We start from the raw sequence: 16,574 nt of genomic DNA, 5'->3' as shown, positions 1-16,574 counted from the left end.
CATACCCGGAACCGCATGCAGAACAAATTTCAAGGAGGCGCAGCCACAGTGCGAACCATCCTCGGCACAGCCGCGGCAGACGACGATGTGCGCGCCGCCGTACGGCGGCTCGGCGCACAGTTTGAACGCGATTACATCGTCCATACGACGCTCAATCATTGGAACGACATCATGGGGGATATGGTTGCACGCCGTGTGAGCGCCGTCTATGTCAAGGATGGAAAATTGTTCCTCTACGCCCCCGACGCCGTTTGGAAGAACGAAATGCGCATGAGTTCCCCTGAGATCGTTCGGCGCGTCAACAACTATGCGGGCGGGCGCATGATCAAAGAGATCGCCTTCACGCGGCGCGTGCGGGAAGAGGTTCCGGAGGAGGACGGCGGGGATGTGGAGACGTCTGCGGACTATGCGCGCGCCGTTGTGCAGACGGGACTCAGCGATGCGGAGATCGCGCGCGGAGATGCCCTTGCCCATGCGGCTGAGGATGACGACCTCGTCAGGCGCCTCCAACGCGCCTATCAGACCTCGGTCAAGGCGCGGCGGCTCAAGGAGAAGCGCGGCGATACGCCTTGCCCCTCCTGCGGAAGGCTCGTTCACGGCGTCTGCCTCGATTGCGCGCGCGCCGTGGAACGGGAACGGCGCCGTCAGGTACGCGCCGTCCTGCGGCAGACGCCGTGGGCAAAACTCTCGGAAGTTGTCGCACAGGTTCCCTCCTGCACCGCTCTTACGCTCGGCAGCGAGCGTGCCGACCTCGTGCGCGAGATTGCGAGCCGAACGGAGTACGGCGACCAGAGCGGCGAGAACGCCTACATGATCACGATGCTTCATCGCACGTTGCCGCGCGATGCGGTCACGCCGAAACATATCCGGCTGACCTTTTGGGAACTTAGAAATGAACTCATAACGACGCGGGAGTTTTGGGAGAATCTAAAAAAGAAATCCAAGAAGTAGAATGCTATATATACTTCATGCTGTCACCTGTGATGCGCCGCGTTGCGAAACACATTCCGGAGACGCTTCATGAATGGAATACAACCATCATTTTCATAGATATAATGAATCTAAGGAGAGGAAATAATGGCGAAAAAAATAGACCTTAACATGCAAGAAGAGCGGACGGAAGTTCGTCCGCTCACGCCGGAGGAGGCAAAGGAGGCCGCGGAGATGGCGGACGCGCCCGATCTGACTGGCATTGCGATCTCCGCGGAGGAGATGGGCGCCGACGTTACGGCCGTCGATGCGGATTACGGCGCGGGACAGATTCAGGTGCTCGAGGGACTCGAGGCCGTGCGGAAACGCCCCGGTATGTACATCGGATCGACATCGGAACGCGGTCTGCATCATCTCGTCTATGAGGTCGTGGACAACGCCATCGACGAGGCGCTCGCGGGCTACTGCGACAATGTTGCCGTCACGATTCATAAGGACAACAGTATCACCGTCGTCGACAACGGCCGCGGCATCCCCGTCGATATGCACGAGAGCGGCATGCCTGCCGTCGAGGTCGTGCTGACCGTCCTCCATGCGGGCGGCAAATTCGGCGGCGACGGGTACAAGGTCTCGGGCGGTCTGCACGGCGTCGGCGTCTCCGTCGTCAACGCCCTCTCCTCCTCCATGGACGTGCAGGTGCGGCGCGACGGCCGCATCTACGAGATCTCCTTCGCACGCGGCAATACGACTGAAAAACTCCGTGAAGTCGGGACCTCCGAGACGACGGGCACGCGCGTCCACTTCGTTCCCGATCCCGAGATTTTTACGGTCACAACCTACAGCTTCGAGACGCTCAAGCACCGCCTGCGCGAGCTGGCGTTCCTCAACCACGGCATCACCATCACGCTGACGGACGAGCGCGGCGAGGAGCCGCGCAGCGAGACCTTCCACTTTGAGGGCGGCATCCGCTCCTTTGTTTCCCACCTCAACCGCAAGAAGGAGACCATCAATGAGGAGCCGATCTACTTCAACGGCGTGAAGGACGACACCGTCGTCGAGATCGCGATGCAGTACAACGACAGCTACCAGGAGAACATCTACAGCTTCGTCAACAATATCAACACGGAGGAGGGCGGCACGCACCTTGCGGGGTTCAAGATCGCCCTCACGCGCGCGGCAAACGATTTTGCGCGCCGGTTGAGCGTCCTGAAGGACAAGGACGGCAACCTCTCCGGCGAGGACGTCCGCGAAGGGCTGACCTGCGTGATCAGTCTCAAGGTGCGCGAGCCGCAGTTCGAGGGGCAGACCAAGACGAAACTCGGCAACTCCGAGGTGCGCGGCATCGTCGACTCCATCGTCACCGAGGGCCTCACCGAGTATTTCGAGGAGAACCCAAACGTCACGAAGAAGGTGCTCGACAAGGCGCTCATGGCGTCCCGCGCGCGCGAGGCGGCGCGCAAGGCACGAGAGCTGACGCGCCGCAAGAACGCGCTCGAGGTCTCGAGCCTCCCGGGCAAGCTCGCCGACTGCTCCGTCAAGGACCCCGACCAGTGCGAGATCTACATTGTCGAGGGCGATTCTGCGGGCGGTTCGGCGAAACAGGGACGCGATCGCCGCTTCCAGGCGATCCTGCCCCTGCGCGGCAAGATCCTCAACGTCGAGAAGGCGCGCCTCGACAAGATCTTTGCCAATGCTGAGATCCGCACGATGATCACCGCGTTCGGCACGGGCATCGGCGAGGAGTTTGACCTCAGCAAGCGCCGCTACAGCAAGATCATCATCATGACCGATGCGGACGTCGACGGCGCGCACATCCGCACGCTGCTGCTGACGTTCTTCTACCGCTACATGCGCCCGCTCGTCGACCACGGCCACGTCTACATCGCGCAGCCGCCGCTCTATCAGATCCGCAAGGACAAGAAGCATTTCTACACCTATACGGACGAGGAGCAGGCGAAGAAACTCGACGAGATCGGGCGCGACGGCGTCACCATCCAGCGGTATAAGGGCCTCGGCGAGATGAACCCCGAGCAGCTCTGGGAGACGACCATGAACCCCACGGAGCGCACCATGCTGCGTGTCGCCGCCGAGGACGCCGAGGCCGCCGACGAGCTCTTTACCATCCTCATGGGGGACAAGGTCGAGCCGCGCCGCCAGTTCATCGAGGAGAACGCGCGCCTCGTGCGGAACCTCGATATTTGAATCATATCTGCGCATACAAAAAGCTGCCGACCGGCAGCTTTTTATTTTGATATATTGTACTGCGTATGTTCTTATGACATACTCCGTCTAGTCACTGCATATAGCGGTAGGCAGCCATTCTTGCCCTTTCATCTTATTGAGAGGGGGTGACGGTATGGACATCTACGAGATTTTTATCTTTATGATCCTGCTCATCGCCTTGATTCTCGCGGTCAAGTCATAAACAAGAAAAACCCGCCTTACTCTCTCAACTGTAGGCGGATTATTCTTCCAACATAAGAGGCGGCCGCTTATCAGCGGTGCCTTTTGTATGTTTATTGTGCCATTCCAATCATAATTCGTCAACAGGTTCATTACCGATGAAAATATTTTTATTGTATCTATTGACGTTCTGTTTAATGCATGGTATGCTTTGTTTTGTAATCAAGGTGATTTCAAAAAATAAAGATGGGGGTATAAATTATGAAAATCGCAGTCGTCGCATCGAACGGTCAGGTTTCGCAGCTCGTTATCAAGGAGCTGCTCTCGCGCGGACATGAGGTGACGGGGTTCGCGCGCAGCGCGAATCGGAGCGAGGCGAAGAAGTTCGTGCAGAAGGATATTCTAGCGCTGACAAAGGAGGATCTCGCGGGATTCGACGCCGTAGTCAGCGGGTTCGGCGTGCTCGATCCGGCACTGATGGACAACTTTACCAAAACGAGCCAACACCTCGCCGATCTCGTCGCGGGGACGAAGACGCGGCTCTACATCGTCGGCGGGGCGGGCTCGCTTTATGTCGATGCGACGCACAAGACGCAGCTTTTCGATACGCCCGATTTCCCGGCGGAGTTCGCTCCGCTCGCACGCGCACACGGCGCGGCGCTTGATGCGCTGCGCGCGCGCAAAGATGCCGCGTGGGTCTATGTTAGCCCGGCCGCGGACTTTGTAGAAGACGGCGCGCGCACGGGGAAATATAAACTCGGCGGCGAGGAGCTGACGCTGAGCGCCGCGGGCGAGAGCGTCATCAGCTATGCGGACTACGCGGTCGGCATGGCCGATCTCATCGAGGCGGGCGGTCACATCAACGAGCGCATCTCGCTCGTGCAGGCATAATTTAAGGGGCGGTTATTGCAAAAGCCGACGCATCCGCGATGCGTCGGCTCTCTTTTGTATTTCCGCAGGGCTCTAGCAATCTGTGCCACCCTGCAGCAATGGGTTGCGGCGTAACTTTTGAGAGAAAAAGGTGTTCCCATGGTTTTGTCAAAGATTCAACGATTAAACGAAATGCTGCTCGCGCGGCTCCAGGAATACCGCGCGCAGGCGACATCCTTCGGCGCGGATGAGACGTCGCAGCGGCGGCTGCTCCGGTCGCTGATGAATGTATGCCCGCCGATGCCGCTCCCGGACGAATTTTATAGACGACAGGACGAACTCCTCTCATTGGAGCGCGAGGAACGCGGCACGGTGGACGCTATGAAGCTTCCTGCCGCCCCGCACAATCAGCGCATCGCGCTGTGGCAGGGCGATATTACGCGCCTTGCCGCGGATGCGATCGTGAATGCCGCGAACAGCGCGTTGCTCGGCTGTTTCATCCCTCTGCATCGCTGTATCGACAATGCGATCCACAGCGCGGCAGGACTGCAGTTACGCAGTGAATGCGGCCGCATCATGCACGCGCAGGGGCATCCCGAGGCGACGGGCGGCGCGCAGATCACGGCGGGGTACAATCTCCCCGCGCGTCATGTCATTCATACGGTCGGCCCCATCGTGGACGGCGCGCTCACCGATCGGCACAGGGAACTTCTCGCCTCGTGCTATCGTTCCTGCCTCGCCCTCGCGGCAGAACGCGGTCTTAGGAGTATCGCGTTCTGCTGCATTTCTACGGGCGAGTTCCGCTTTCCGAACGCGGCGGCGGCCGAGATAGCCGTGCGGACGGTGCGGGAATTCCTCATATCGGAATCCTCCGTTGAACGCGTCGTGTTCAATGTGTTCAAGGACGAGGATTATCATATTTACGAAAGACTGTTATCATGACCAACGAAATCAAAGCGCTCGAAAAATCGCTCGCAGATGCTGAGACGATCCTTGTCGGCGCGGGGGCGGGACTGTCGGCGGCCGCGGGATACGACTACGCGGGTGCGCGGTTCCTCAAATATTTCTCGGATTTTCACACGACGTTCGGCATCGAGGATATCTACAGCGGCGGGTTCTATCCGTTTCCAAGCAGAGAACTCTACTGGGGCTGGTGGAGCCGCAGCATCTACGTCAACCGCTACGCGCCGTTGCCGCGCGATACCTATGCGCGTCTTCTCTCGCTCGTGCGGGAGAGAGATTATTTCGTCCTCACGACGAATGTGGATCATGCCTTTCAGCGGGCGAGGTTCGATAAAGAGCGCCTCTTTTACACGCAGGGGGACTTCGGACTCTTTCAGAGCAGCGCGCCCGCGGGTCCGTCGGCCGGGAAAACCTACGACAATGAGGGGACGATCCGCGCTATGGTGCGCGCGCAGGGATTTTCGTTCGGCGCGGACGGCGCGCTCCTCCTGCCGGATATCGGCGCGCCGGCAATGGCGATTCCGACCGCACTGATCCCCTATTGCCCCGACGACGGCAGGGAGATGACGACGAACCTGCGCGCGGACGAATCCTTCGTCGAGGATGCGGGCTGGCATGCGGCCGCCGCGCGTTATCGGGACTTTCTCGCGCATACGGAGGGACGCCGCACCCTGCTCCTCGAACTTGGTGTCGGCATGAATACGCCCGGCATCGTCAAGTATCCCTTTTGGCGCATGACGGCGGCGCGTACGGGCGTGACGCTCGCATCAGTCAATCTCGGTATGCGCTATGTGCCGCCGAAGATTCGCCCGCAGAGCATCGTCATCGACGGAGATATCGACGCGGTACTGCGCATCGTATCTATACCGGCGGAAAGAGCAGTTCACGCGGGTCAAGACCGTAGCGAATCATGAGCCCCGCGTCTGCCGCATAGTCAACGGCTATGGAGCAGCTATCCTCTCGCGTTGTGATATAGATGTCGGCGGCTTGCAGTAAGGCGGGCGAGAACTTTTGTCCGTCTCTGTTCATATGCATATAAATATGCGGCGCCGCATCGCCGAGCTCATCAAGGCGTGCCTGCACCGCCGCAAAAAATTGGGGATGCCCGTCCCCCTCCGGCACGGCAATCATGAGGAGGACGGGATCCGACGTGGTATATGCGGAGAGATACGTTCCGATGAGGCGCGGCCAAACGGCGTGCTGCTCGGGCGCATCGAGATCCGGGATAAAATAATAACGCAGGATGCCCTCTTTCCCTTTGGCAAGCATCGCCGCGACAGTCTCATCCGGCGGCGTTTTTTCCTGTACGCCCGGGTCGAAACGATCGAGAAAGCACTTCATATCATGATTGAAGAGGGGGATGTACTCCTTCACCTTTTCATGCGGCCAGTGCCACCACCGGATGCGCAGGAGGCGCGCGATTGTTTCCGTGTCGAACCGGTATTTTATGATGCGCGCAGGATTGCCGCCGACGATTGCATAGGGCGGGACGTCCTTCGTCACAACCGCCCCCGCCCCGACGACGGCGCCGCTCCCGATGCGCACCCCGCCGAGGAGTAAGACATCCGAGCCGATCCATACATCGCTGCCGATGACGAGCTGATTGCGGTTGACAGCAGCGGAGCCGGGATTGATGTTCGTGAGCTCCGCCGCATCCTCGCCCGTGATTATATACTCGGGGAATGTCGTCAGGCAGCGATAGTCGTGGTTGCCCGCGATGGAAAATTTCAGACGATGTGCAAGCGCCGTATAGCGACCGACGAGGATGTGGCAGTCCATGCTCGCGATGTCGAGTGTCCCTTCCGCCAGATACGACATCGCGCCGAACGTGAACAGCGGGGTTTTTGAGTTGGGAGACAAGACTTTGCGCTCGGTAGGTGCAAAATCCATCAACGTAAAATCCATGTGCGTCGCCTTCCTTTGACTGATCATGGCAGAATCATATCATAAAACAGATGCGTCCGCCACATGGTGTATAGATACATTCGCCCACAGTTCAAAAATATGCTATAATCGCCCTGTATACAGACAGATATCTGAGCCGCCGAAGGCGGAGCAGCGATAGATTTGGAGGGAATCCTATGAACTGTGAAGAATATCTCGCGCGCGACCCGTCGCTCGTCCCGATCGCACGGCAGGAGGAAGCGGTGTGGATCAATTCGCGCCTGCTCCCGTACGACATGACGAAGGGGATCTCCGAGCTGGTCGTTTCGGATGCGGACATCGCCGATGCGGCGGCTCGGCTCGTGCGGTTCGCAGCCTTTTTCCGCCGCGCGTTCCCGGAGACGGAGGAAACGCAGGGCATCATCGAGTCGCCGCTGCGCCCTATTCCCGCGATGCAGAGGGCGCTTTCCGAAACGTACGGCGCGGACATTCCCGGCCGCCTCTATCTCAAGATGGACAGTCACCTCGCGGTCGCCGGCTCCATCAAGGCGCGCGGCGGCATCTACGAGGTGCTGAAACACGCGGAGGCGCTCGCGGTTGATGCGGGTCTTATCACCGTGCGCGACGACTACGCGAAGTTCGCCGAGATGAAGGACTTCTTCTCCAAATATATGATACAGGTCGGTTCGACGGGCAATCTTGCGCTCTCGATCGGCGTTGTCGGCGCCGCGCTCGGGTTCCGCGTGCGCGTGCACATGTCCGCCGATGCCAAGCAGTGGAAGAAGGAGCTCCTGCGCGCCAGGGGCGTCGAGGTCGTCGAGTACGACGACGACTTCGCCCGCGCGGTGCGCGAGGGGCGCCGCGCCTCAGCCGTCGATCCCATGAGCTACTTCGTCGACGACGAGCGTTCGCGCGATCTCTTCATGGGCTATACCGTTGCGGGAGCGCGTCTCCAAAATCAACTGGAGGAAATGAATATCCCCGTGGACGCCGACCACCCCCTCGTCGTCTACATCCCCGCGGGCATCGGCGGCTCGCCCGGCGGCGTCTCCTACGGTCTGCGCCGTATCTACGGCGACGACGTGCACGCGTTCTTTGTCGAGCCGGCGACCTGTCCGTCGGTGCTCCTCGGCATCGCGACGCAGGCGTTCGAGGGCGTCAGCGTCCATGACTTCGGCATCTCCGGGCGCACCGAGGCGGACGGGCTCGCCGTCCCCTGCCCCTCGGGCTTCGTGACACGTCTCATGACGAATCAGGCTGCGGGCATCTTTACCGCCATCGACGCGAAACTCTATGATTATCTGCGTCTCCTTGACGAGAGCGAGGGCATCCGCATCGAGCCGTCGAGCTGCGCGGCGTTCGTCGGTCCCTTGAACCTCCTGCGGCTCCCCGCTGCGCAGGCATATTGCGCAGCGCACGGCCTCACGCCGCAGCGGCTTGCCGCGTCCACACAGATCGCATGGGCGACGGGCGGCGGCTTTGTCCCGAACGAGATGTGGACGGCGTATCTTGCGACCTATCAGTAAGAGAAAAGTATATACATCGCATATACAATCGGGGCTTTCTACACGACACAATACATTGCCGCACGGAAAGCCCTGTTTTTATAGCCGTTTTGATATACCAATTGAACCTTAACGGCACTGCTCGCGCACGCTCCAACTTGAATTTTATATTTTACTGTGTTATTATCACAAAAGTATAATATAGGAACCGGGCGCATGTTTTGCCCCGGCATAATAGCTTTACGTTATGCAGAAAGGTTCTGAAAGCAATGTCCATTCGCGTCAAACTCCTCTCCATTCTCATCACGCTCTTTGTCTTCATCGTTGCGCTCGTTGGATTCAACTTCCACACGTTCGACCAGCTCAAAGGCGACTCGCCGATGGTGAACGCCTCCGGGTCGCTGCGCATGAAGGCGTACCAACTCTCGTGGCTCTCCGCGCGTCTCGTCTCGGCGGACGACACGGAAGCCGGCGCGATCCGGAAGAACATCGAAGAATTTATCGCCCAGTACGACAAGATTCTCAAAGGGCTCGATGCAGGCGATCCCGCGCTGAACCTCACGAAAACGGACGATCCTGCCGCACGCGCGCAGCTCGACGCGGTAAAGCCGCGCTGGGAAGCCTATCGCGCGCAGGTCACCGCCGTGATGAACGCGGACAGCCCCGAGGCGCGCGCAGCGGCGGACACCAAAGTCGCCGCCTCCGTCGCGGACTACGTTGCCGAGGTCAATAAGCTCGTCGGGGCGTACGACGCCGCAAGTCAGGAAAAGATCGCCGCCTCCAAGACCGTACAGGAGATCGTCATCCTGCTCGCCCTCATCATCGTGGGCGGTGCATTCTTCGTCATATTCACGCAGATTCTGCGCCCGCTTGCCATGCTGACGCACTCTTTTGCGGATATCGCAGAGGGGGACGGCGATCTCACGCAGCGGATGCACGCCGAGCGCGACGATGAGATCGGGCAGATCGTGCAGTATTTCAACAAATTTGTCGCAAATTTACAGACCATCATGCGCGGCGCACAGGACGCCGCCGAGCAGGTCTCCGCACTCTCGACGAACCTCTCGCAGGCGAGCAGCGAAAGCAGCCGTGCCGTCGAACATGTCGCGCACATCATTACGGACGTTGCGGGCGACGCGAACGCACAGAATGCAGACATGCAGGGGCTTGCCGACCGGGTCACTGCGATTGCGGGCAACATGACGCAGATGCTCGACTATGCGCAGCATTCGTCCGAACTCTCGGTCGGATCGAAGGAGAACGCGGAAGCGGGACGTACGAACGTCAGCAACGTCTCGGCGCAGACGGATCGCCTGCGCGGCATCGTTGACGAGATGAACGAAAATGTCCGGACGCTCACCCAATACGCCGAGGACATCAACCAGATCGTCGACATCATCAAGGAACTCTCCGGGCAGACCAACCTCCTCGCCCTCAACGCCGCCATCGAGGCCGCACGCGCGGGAGAGTCGGGACGCGGCTTTGCCGTCGTCGCCGAAGAGGTGCGCAAACTCGCCGAGAACTCCGGCAACGCCGCCGATGAGGTGACGAAAAAAATCGCCGACATCCGCGGTCAGGTCACGCAGACACGCACGGCAAACGACACGCTCGTGCGCGAGCTCGATGAGATCATCGCCGTCGTGAAAGGGCTCACGGGCGCTCTTGACACCATCCTGGAGAGCTCGCGCGCCAGTGCCGATGCCGTCGCCGAGATCAGCGCGCTCAGTCGTTCGACTTCGTCCGATACGAAGGACATGGAGACGACGACGCAGGGCGTCGCAAAGAGCGCCACGCATATCGCGAGCCTCTCCGAGGACTCCGCCGCCGCCATCGAGCAGCAAACCGCCTCCATCGAGGAGTTCACCGCCACCGCCGAAAACCTTGCGCAGCTCGCATCGAACCTCGAGGGGCTGGTCGGCAAATTTAAGGTATGATATCGACGTCCAACACATAGAAAAGAGCGCAGGCAGCAATGCCCGCGCTCTTTCTTATGGCAGAACAGGTTCACGTTTCAAAGCTCTTTGGTCAGCCAGATGCCTTTGCCGATGCGGTACTGTGTCAAGAGCATCTTCAAAACCTCGTCGACGAGCGATTTTCACGGTCCGCAGATCGTCTTCGCATCGCGCGGAAATTATTTTTTGTACAAAAAAGAACGTTGTGCTATAATGACATTGTTCCGAAGGGGAAGTTTTCATTTACAAATGAAAGGGTGGAGATTCATGATGGAAAAGAAGTTGAATCAGCTGTTGGCGGACCTCGAGACCGAGTACCATAAGCTGCAGTTATTTCATTGGTACGTGAAGGGGCACAGTTTTTTCACCGTTCATGCGAAGCTGGAAGAATATTACGATGACGTTCGCGATGCCGTCGACGCTGTGGCGGAGAGCATTTTGAAGATCGGCGGCAAGCCGGTCGCCACGCAGAAAGAGTTCCTCACGCTCACGAAGATTAAGGAGCCGAAGTCCGATTTTATCCAGGCGGACAAGCTCTTCCCCGTCGTGGAGAAGGACTTTATATATTTGCTCAAGCTCGTGCAGGATGTGAAGAAGACCGCGGACGAAGAGAGCAACTATCTCATCTCCACGCTGATGGACGATTATATCGAGGATTTCTCTAAAAAGATCTGGATGCTCCGTCAGGGGATCAATAATAAGAAATAAGGCGTCCGCCGCAGACAATGCCGCCTGCGCGGCGTCTCGAACGGCGGGCAGCCGGAGCCGCTCAGCGAAGAAGATTCGTTGGGCGGTTTCTTTTCTATGCAGGCGAATGCGGTCTTCCTGTTGATGATCCAAGCGGGCGCGGGGGTCGAGCGGCTTGTCTTTTGACGCGTCCTATGCTATCATAACGGCAGGATAAGGGCTGTGATTCCGATCTTTTATACGCATCGCAGCCCGCCGTATGCGACCGCAAAAGAACAATCCCGCGGGTTTCATTCCGGCAAAAGGAGAGCGGCTATGAGTTCGTGGCTTTTCTACGCGCTGCTGTCGGCGCTGTGCGCGGCGTTCGTCTCCATCTTCGGCAAGGTCGGCGTCGCCGGCCTTGATACGAGCGCGGCGACGGCCGTGCGTTCCGTCATCATGTCCGTCTTCCTCGCGGGCGTCGTCCTCGCCGAGGGGCACGCGGCGGATCTGCCGAGCGTGCTCGCGGACAGGAAGGCGCTCCTCTTCGTCGCGCTCAGCGGTATCGCGGGCGCGCTCTCGTGGCTCTTTTACTTCATGGCGCTCAAGGACGGCAGCGTGACGCAGGTCGCGCCGATCGACAAGCTCAGCGTCGTATTTGCCGTCGTGCTCGCCCTCGTCATCTTCGGCGAACGCGTCAGTTTCATGCACGGGATCGCCATCGCCATGATCGCCGCGGGGGGGCTGATGCTCGCGATTTTTCCGTGAACCGTATTCGTTATAGATATCAAGAGCTGCCGTACCGCGCCGTGTAGGCGCTTTTTTTATGCCCGAAAACAGGCGGCAGCGAATAATTTAGACATTCTTTTCCTTTTGTTTACGAATTGTTTATACCTTTCCCCTATACTATGCATATCGAAGGGGCGGCATGACCGCACGCAAAAAAATGTAGGCATATATCATAGGAGGAATACGTCATGGAAAAAGAAAATATCAAAAACGCAGTCTCCGGCATCGTCACCAAGTCGCGTATGAAAAAACTGGGCGCGCTCCTTGTCCTCGCGGCAGTCGTTGCAGGCGGCGCTTCGTACTACCGGCACGAGCAGAAGATCGCGCAGCGCACCGCCGCCGCAGCGGCAAGGACGACGATGATCGCGGCGCAGGCGGAGCGCGAGAATGTCAGCCTCATCTCCGAGGATCAAGCCCGATCGATTGCCGCCGAGGCAGTCGGAAAGGATGAGAGCGCGCTGACATTCCGCCGCGTGGAGCTCTTCAATGCCGCCGAGCGCGGAGACGGGCATGAGAAAAAGGATGACCGCAGGAAGAAAGACGACCGTCGGAAAGAAGGCAGGCACGACCGGCATAAAGATCCCGGCGAAGTGACGACCGAGGATTACTTCCGTCTCGTCGAATCCAAACGGATGGAAGGGGCCGCGCCGCCCGCCGCAGCTGCGCAGCCTCCCGCCGGCATGCCCGCAGCGAACGGCGCTCCGATGCCGGGAGACAACGGCGCGGCACGCGCCTTCCTGCCCGTCTACAACGTCGCCTGCACGGCGGACAACGTGAAGTACAAAGTCCGCATCGACGCTTCGACCGGCACCGTGCTCTCGAGCCGCATCGACGACTGACTCCCGCATAATAGAAAATCGAAAAATCAACACCGCGATCCCGCAGGCGACCGTCAGGCGCTCTGCGGGTATCGTTTTATCCGACGCTCCTATGCGGGCGGCAGCGTCATGTCAAATAGAAGGAATGAACGTATGGATATGGTACTTGGCTGGGATACGGCCGCGATTTTTTGGGTGCAGGAACACATCGTACGGTCATGGCTGACGCCGTGGATGATCGGCGCGGCGTCCCTCGGCGATCTCCATAGCGTCGGCGTCATTTGGGGCGTGCTCGCCGTCGCGTTGATCTATACGCGGCGGTATCGCCGCGCGGGGATTGCAGCCATTCTCGCGCTTCTCTTTTGCCTCATTGTCGGCGATCTCGCGATGAAAAATATTTTTATGCGGGAGCGCCCCTGCGTTACGTATCCGCTCGTCTCCGTGCTGGCGAACGGCGGACCGACGAACTATTCCTTCCCGTCGGGGCATACCTTCGGCGCGTTTGCGATGGCGGCGGCGCTTGCCCGCGGGGTGCGGCGCCCCGTCGGCGCGGCGCTGCTTTCCGTGGCCGCGGTCATCGGGTTCTCCCGGATTTACCTTTTCGTCCACTATCCGACCGACGTGATCGCGGGCGCCGCGCTCGGGATATTTTTCGGATATCTCTCGTGGTATCTTGCGGGGGCTCTTGTGCCGAAAATTGTATGCCGCGCGCCGTTTCATCATGAACGATAGAAAAAAACGCAGGAGGAAAATCATGGAAGCATTGCGCATCGCCGCGGACCGCAGCCTTTTTCTGAGGGAGTTCCTGTCCGCGCCGGCAAAGGTCGGGAGTCTCACGCCGAGTTCTGCGTATCTCGCGCGGAAGATATTCCAAACCGTCGATTGGGCGCATACGGGCAGCATCGTCGAACTCGGCGCGGGGACGGGCGTCTTTACCGCATATATCGCGCGGCATAAACGCGCGGACTGCAAGGCCGTCATCGTCGAGCAGGACCCCGTGATGCGCGCGGCGCTCACGGAGCGCTTCCCGGAGATGTCGTTCGGCGGCCGGGCGGAGAACCTGCCCTTTATTTTGAAAAAGTACGGCATCGGAAAGGTGGACTGCATCGTCTCCGGTCTGCCCTTTGCCGTGATCAAACGGCAGCTGCGCGTCCGTATCCTTGCGGCGGTCCGCGCGGCGCTGCATGAAGGCGGCAGTTTCATCGCGTTCCAGTACACGCCGCAGATGTACTTCGCGTTCCGGCGGCACTTTGCCCGCGTCGATGCGGACTACGAGCTGCGGAATTTCCCGCCCGCTCTCGTCTATCGGTACCGTAGATAAATCGTATATACGATAATAGGACGACTGCACTTCGTTTGCCGTGCAGTCGTCCTATTTAGATTGTTTGATAGGCCCCCGTTAACGCGCAGGCGATCCCATACCGGCTCAGTAATGCACGACGTTCTCCGCGCGCCGGATGGCGGCGCGCACGGGGGCGCTCTCCTTGGATGTCAGATAGGCGAGCGTCGGCGCGGGGACGAGCGCGGCGAGGTCGTCCATGCGCCCCTCCCGGATGCAGGTGCGGACGCTCGAGGCGCTGATAGGCGCGCCCGCGTATTCCTTGCGCGGGATGATCTCGCAGGTGATGCCCGCCTGCGGGAGCAGCCGGTGCATGCTGTCGTTGTAGAGGCTCGTAACGTGGCTCGCCTTCTCCGCGCCGACGAACCGCCGCGTAATGCCGAGCGCCGCGGCAATCTTCGTAAAGACGACGAGGTCGAGCGCCGCATGGCCGCGGATGGCCTCGTCCTCATCCTTTTGAAAATAACTCGGGAACGTCGCCTGACTGACGATGTACGGCCCGCTCGCGTGGCAAACGACGTTCGGCAAATGCGCCGTGCCCGCGCGCACGAGCCGCTCGCGCACATCGGCGGGGAAAAAGCTCGCGTCTTCGCTCACGATGAAGACGTGCAGGAGACCGCTCCGCGCGGCGGCATACTCCACGAGATATTGGTGCCCGAGGGTGAAGGGGTTCGCGTTCAGCACGACGGCGCCGACATTTTTGTAATCCCCCGCCGGCGTTTCCGCCTTCCAGCGGGCAAGCGCCCCCGAAAAACCGTCGGGGCGGTTCTCCATGAAGACGACGCGCTCCGGCACGCGCGCGACCTCATGGAACCCGAGGCTCTCGAAATAGGGCGCGGTCTGACATTTCGTATAGAGGAAGACATTCTCGTTGCCGCGTGCTCGCTGCACCGCCATGAGATGGTCGAGCAGGCGGTGCAGCATCCCCTCGCCGCGATGCGCACCGTCGACGGCAAAACAGCGCAGCGTATTCCCCGCGCAGCTCCCCGTCGCGATGAAGGCGCCGCTCTCATCGGGGATGGCGCAGGTATAGTCCACATGCGCGTCGAGGCGCAGCCCCTCACGCTCTAAGAGGGCTCGCACGGCGCCGGTCGCCGCCGTATCGCCCGGGGCGACGGTGATGATATCTGACATGGGAACCTCCCTCAAAAAGCAGATTAAATCCTATTATTATTATAGCGTATACGTAATCAAAATACCATAGAGGGCCCCTTCGAAGGTATTTTCTATAACGATGAAATGCGTCCCATCTGTTTTCCTGTTCAAAAAAACACAGCCCCGCCGCCGTGCCGAGACTGTGTTCCGTTTTATTTTCATTGCGGCCGCGCCGAAGGGGGTGCGGTCAATCGTCCAGGGAGAACGCGGGATAGGTATGCCCCGGGCGGTACGGAGAGCCCTGCCAGTCTACCCACTGCTTGAAGACGGCCTCCGGATGCAGGTCGGGCAGCTCCTCCGGGTAGAGGAACTTCGCCGCGTAGAAGGCGCCCACGAGTTTGCCCGCGCCCTCGTGTCCGGTCATTGAGACGAGCAGGACGCGTCCGTTTTTTACGGCGCTGATTTCGTCCCATCCCGGCCGCGCGGCGATGCGCTGCAGGAGGTCCCGGTACTGCTCCTCCGTGGGCGGGATGATATTGCGCGGCGCCTGTTTATCGGAGATGATGACCATGTAGTCGGGGTTGCGCCGCGTGACTTCCTCCAAATCGATGCGAATGGCCTTCGCGTCGTCAAAGATGTTCTTCCCGCCCGAATACTTTGCGATGCCGTAGAAGAAATCGCCGGGAATCGTCGTCTCCTCGGTCGGGTTGTACTCGACGTAGACCGTTTTGCGCGGCTTTCCCTCCAGCTGCGTCTCAATGTACCGCATCCGCTCCGTGAAGTAGTCCGCCACCTGCCGCGCCCGCTCCTCTTTGCCGAAGACCTGTCCAAGCAGGGTCATGCTGTCCGCGAACTCGTCCGCATAATACGGATTGACGACGAGCACCTTGATGCCGAACGGCGCGAGTTTTTCCTCCGCCTCGCGCCACACGCCGTTGTCCGGCAGAATGACGACCTGCGGGGACAGCTCGATGGTCTTTTCAAAATTGACGTTGCGCTGGTTGTTGGCAAAAACCTGCTCCATCGTGTACGGATGCGTCCATGCCGCGTTGTTGTTATACATGTCGAAATCGACGGCGCATACGGCATCCCATGCGCCGAGCGTTCCGATCATCTCCATCGTATAGTTGTTGGAGACGGCCGCGCGCGTGACGGGATAGGGAATCTCCACCCGGCGTCCGGCAGAATCTGCGACCGTAACGGTCTGTGCGGCAGGCGCCTCGGCCGGCGGCGCCTCCTGCTGCCGGCAGCCGCCGCAGAGGAGAAGGACAAGGGCGATGCACAGCAGATATGCGAAATGCCGCGGCGCCGTATATCTTTTTCTCATCGTGCTCTCTCCTTATATAGAAGACGCGCAAAG

The 16,574-nt window shown here is 59.7% G+C and carries 16 protein-coding genes; 13 read left to right on the top strand and 3 right to left on the bottom strand.

Features of this window, described 5'->3' with window-relative positions; genetic code table 11:
• Positions 1-48 precede the first annotated feature (48 nt).
• The 5 genes from HMPREF9161_RS06195 (at position 49) to HMPREF9161_RS06175 (ending at position 6,080) form a co-directional block, all read left to right on the top strand.
• Positions 49-951 carry a DUF721 domain-containing protein gene (locus tag HMPREF9161_RS06195; protein ID WP_009728835.1) on the top strand — a complete coding sequence of 301 codons (903 nt, stop codon included), beginning with the start codon at positions 49-51 and terminating at the stop codon, positions 949-951.
• A 126-nt stretch (positions 952-1,077) separates the two neighbouring features.
• Positions 1,078-3,132 carry a DNA topoisomerase (ATP-hydrolyzing) subunit B gene (gyrB, locus tag HMPREF9161_RS06190; protein WP_009728834.1) on the top strand — a complete coding sequence of 685 codons (2,055 nt, stop codon included), beginning with the start codon at positions 1,078-1,080 and terminating at the stop codon, positions 3,130-3,132.
• Between the two features lie 462 nt (positions 3,133-3,594).
• The gene (locus HMPREF9161_RS06185) at positions 3,595-4,224 is read left to right on the top strand and encodes an NAD(P)-dependent oxidoreductase (protein WP_009728833.1); all 630 of its coding nucleotides are present in this window, start codon (positions 3,595-3,597) and stop codon (positions 4,222-4,224) included.
• Positions 4,225-4,362: 138 nt separating this feature from the next.
• The gene (locus tag HMPREF9161_RS06180) at positions 4,363-5,145 is read left to right on the top strand and encodes a protein-ADP-ribose hydrolase (protein WP_009728832.1); all 783 of its coding nucleotides are present in this window, start codon (positions 4,363-4,365) and stop codon (positions 5,143-5,145) included.
• Positions 5,142-6,080, top strand: coding sequence for a hypothetical protein (locus HMPREF9161_RS06175; RefSeq protein ID WP_009728831.1), 939 nt, complete (start codon positions 5,142-5,144; stop codon positions 6,078-6,080). The genes HMPREF9161_RS06180 and HMPREF9161_RS06175 overlap by 4 nt, the downstream gene beginning before the upstream one ends.
• Here HMPREF9161_RS06175 and HMPREF9161_RS10165 read toward each other — a convergent pair.
• Entirely contained in the window at positions 6,028-7,071 is a 1,044-nt protein-coding gene (locus HMPREF9161_RS10165; RefSeq protein WP_009728830.1) for a CatB-related O-acetyltransferase, read from the bottom strand. The genes HMPREF9161_RS06175 and HMPREF9161_RS10165 overlap by 53 nt on opposite strands.
• A 176-nt stretch (positions 7,072-7,247) precedes the next feature.
• Between HMPREF9161_RS10165 and HMPREF9161_RS06165 the strand changes: the two genes are divergently transcribed.
• From HMPREF9161_RS06165 to HMPREF9161_RS06135, 8 genes are all read left to right on the top strand, one after another.
• Positions 7,248-8,576, top strand: coding sequence for a D-serine ammonia-lyase (locus tag HMPREF9161_RS06165; RefSeq protein WP_009728829.1), 1,329 nt, complete (start codon positions 7,248-7,250; stop codon positions 8,574-8,576).
• 248 nt (positions 8,577-8,824) lie between these two features.
• On the top strand, positions 8,825-10,489 hold the full coding sequence (locus HMPREF9161_RS06160) for a methyl-accepting chemotaxis protein (RefSeq protein WP_009728828.1): 1,665 nt from the start codon (positions 8,825-8,827) through the stop codon (positions 10,487-10,489).
• Between the two features lie 56 nt (positions 10,490-10,545).
• Positions 10,546-10,830, top strand: coding sequence for a hypothetical protein (locus HMPREF9161_RS10000; RefSeq protein WP_198002158.1), 285 nt, complete (start codon positions 10,546-10,548; stop codon positions 10,828-10,830).
• On the top strand, positions 10,778-11,215 hold the full coding sequence (locus HMPREF9161_RS06155) for a DNA starvation/stationary phase protection protein (protein ID WP_009728827.1): 438 nt from the start codon (positions 10,778-10,780) through the stop codon (positions 11,213-11,215). The genes HMPREF9161_RS10000 and HMPREF9161_RS06155 overlap by 53 nt, the downstream gene beginning before the upstream one ends.
• 294 nt (positions 11,216-11,509) lie before the next feature.
• A complete protein-coding gene (locus HMPREF9161_RS06150) occupies positions 11,510-11,941 on the top strand; it encodes an EamA family transporter (RefSeq protein WP_009728826.1) in 432 nt (143 codons plus the stop codon).
• Positions 11,942-12,150: 209 nt separating this feature from the next.
• Positions 12,151-12,801 (top strand): PepSY domain-containing protein, encoded by a 651-nt coding sequence (locus tag HMPREF9161_RS06145; protein WP_009728825.1) that lies wholly within the window; start codon positions 12,151-12,153, stop codon positions 12,799-12,801.
• A 132-nt stretch (positions 12,802-12,933) separates the two neighbouring features.
• A complete protein-coding gene (locus tag HMPREF9161_RS06140; RefSeq protein ID WP_009728824.1) occupies positions 12,934-13,512 on the top strand; it encodes a phosphatase PAP2 family protein in 579 nt (192 codons plus the stop codon).
• A 22-nt stretch (positions 13,513-13,534) separates the two neighbouring features.
• Positions 13,535-14,101, top strand: a complete 567-nt coding sequence (locus HMPREF9161_RS06135; RefSeq protein WP_009728823.1) for a class I SAM-dependent methyltransferase — start codon at positions 13,535-13,537, stop codon at positions 14,099-14,101.
• A 105-nt stretch (positions 14,102-14,206) separates the two neighbouring features.
• Here HMPREF9161_RS06135 and citC read toward each other — a convergent pair whose 3' ends face one another.
• Together citC and HMPREF9161_RS06125 are read right to left on the bottom strand one after the other, a co-directional pair.
• Entirely contained in the window at positions 14,207-15,253 is a 1,047-nt protein-coding gene (citC, locus tag HMPREF9161_RS06130; RefSeq protein ID WP_009728822.1) for a [citrate (pro-3S)-lyase] ligase, read from the bottom strand.
• 208 nt (positions 15,254-15,461) lie between these two features.
• Positions 15,462-16,541 carry an ABC transporter substrate-binding protein gene (locus HMPREF9161_RS06125; protein ID WP_009728821.1) on the bottom strand — a complete coding sequence of 360 codons (1,080 nt, stop codon included), beginning with the start codon at positions 16,539-16,541 and terminating at the stop codon, positions 15,462-15,464.
• Positions 16,542-16,574 lie beyond the last annotated feature (33 nt).

The sequence above is a fragment of the Selenomonas sp. F0473 genome, from assembly GCF_000315545.1.
GTDB lineage: Bacteria > Bacillota > Negativicutes > Selenomonadales > Selenomonadaceae > Centipeda.
The sequence above is the reverse complement of the archived record's forward strand: the minus strand, read 5'-3'. Positions and strand labels throughout refer to the sequence as shown.

What these genes read in the sequence shown, in the direction of transcription:
- gyrB (WP_009728834.1), top strand. Translation starts at nt 1,078, where the DNA reads ATGGCGAAAAAAATAGACCTTAACATGCAAGAAGAGCGGACGGAAGTT.
- HMPREF9161_RS06185 (WP_009728833.1), top strand. Translation starts at nt 3,595, where the DNA reads ATGAAAATCGCAGTCGTCGCATCGAACGGTCAGGTTTCGCAGCTCGTT.
- HMPREF9161_RS06180 (WP_009728832.1), top strand. Translation starts at nt 4,363, where the DNA reads ATGGTTTTGTCAAAGATTCAACGATTAAACGAAATGCTGCTCGCGCGG.
- HMPREF9161_RS06175 (WP_009728831.1), top strand. Translation starts at nt 5,142, where the DNA reads ATGACCAACGAAATCAAAGCGCTCGAAAAATCGCTCGCAGATGCTGAG.
- HMPREF9161_RS10165 (WP_009728830.1), bottom strand. Translation starts at nt 7,071, where the DNA reads ATGGATTTTACGTTGATGGATTTTGCACCTACCGAGCGCAAAGTCTTG.
- HMPREF9161_RS06165 (WP_009728829.1), top strand. Translation starts at nt 7,248, where the DNA reads ATGAACTGTGAAGAATATCTCGCGCGCGACCCGTCGCTCGTCCCGATC.
- HMPREF9161_RS06160 (WP_009728828.1), top strand. Translation starts at nt 8,825, where the DNA reads ATGTCCATTCGCGTCAAACTCCTCTCCATTCTCATCACGCTCTTTGTC.
- HMPREF9161_RS10000 (WP_198002158.1), top strand. Translation starts at nt 10,546, where the DNA reads ATGGCAGAACAGGTTCACGTTTCAAAGCTCTTTGGTCAGCCAGATGCC.
- HMPREF9161_RS06155 (WP_009728827.1), top strand. Translation starts at nt 10,778, where the DNA reads ATGGAAAAGAAGTTGAATCAGCTGTTGGCGGACCTCGAGACCGAGTAC.
- HMPREF9161_RS06150 (WP_009728826.1), top strand. Translation starts at nt 11,510, where the DNA reads ATGAGTTCGTGGCTTTTCTACGCGCTGCTGTCGGCGCTGTGCGCGGCG.
- HMPREF9161_RS06145 (WP_009728825.1), top strand. Translation starts at nt 12,151, where the DNA reads ATGGAAAAAGAAAATATCAAAAACGCAGTCTCCGGCATCGTCACCAAG.
- HMPREF9161_RS06140 (WP_009728824.1), top strand. Translation starts at nt 12,934, where the DNA reads ATGGATATGGTACTTGGCTGGGATACGGCCGCGATTTTTTGGGTGCAG.
- HMPREF9161_RS06135 (WP_009728823.1), top strand. Translation starts at nt 13,535, where the DNA reads ATGGAAGCATTGCGCATCGCCGCGGACCGCAGCCTTTTTCTGAGGGAG.
- citC (WP_009728822.1), bottom strand. Translation starts at nt 15,253, where the DNA reads ATGTCAGATATCATCACCGTCGCCCCGGGCGATACGGCGGCGACCGGC.
- HMPREF9161_RS06125 (WP_009728821.1), bottom strand. Translation starts at nt 16,541, where the DNA reads ATGAGAAAAAGATATACGGCGCCGCGGCATTTCGCATATCTGCTGTGC.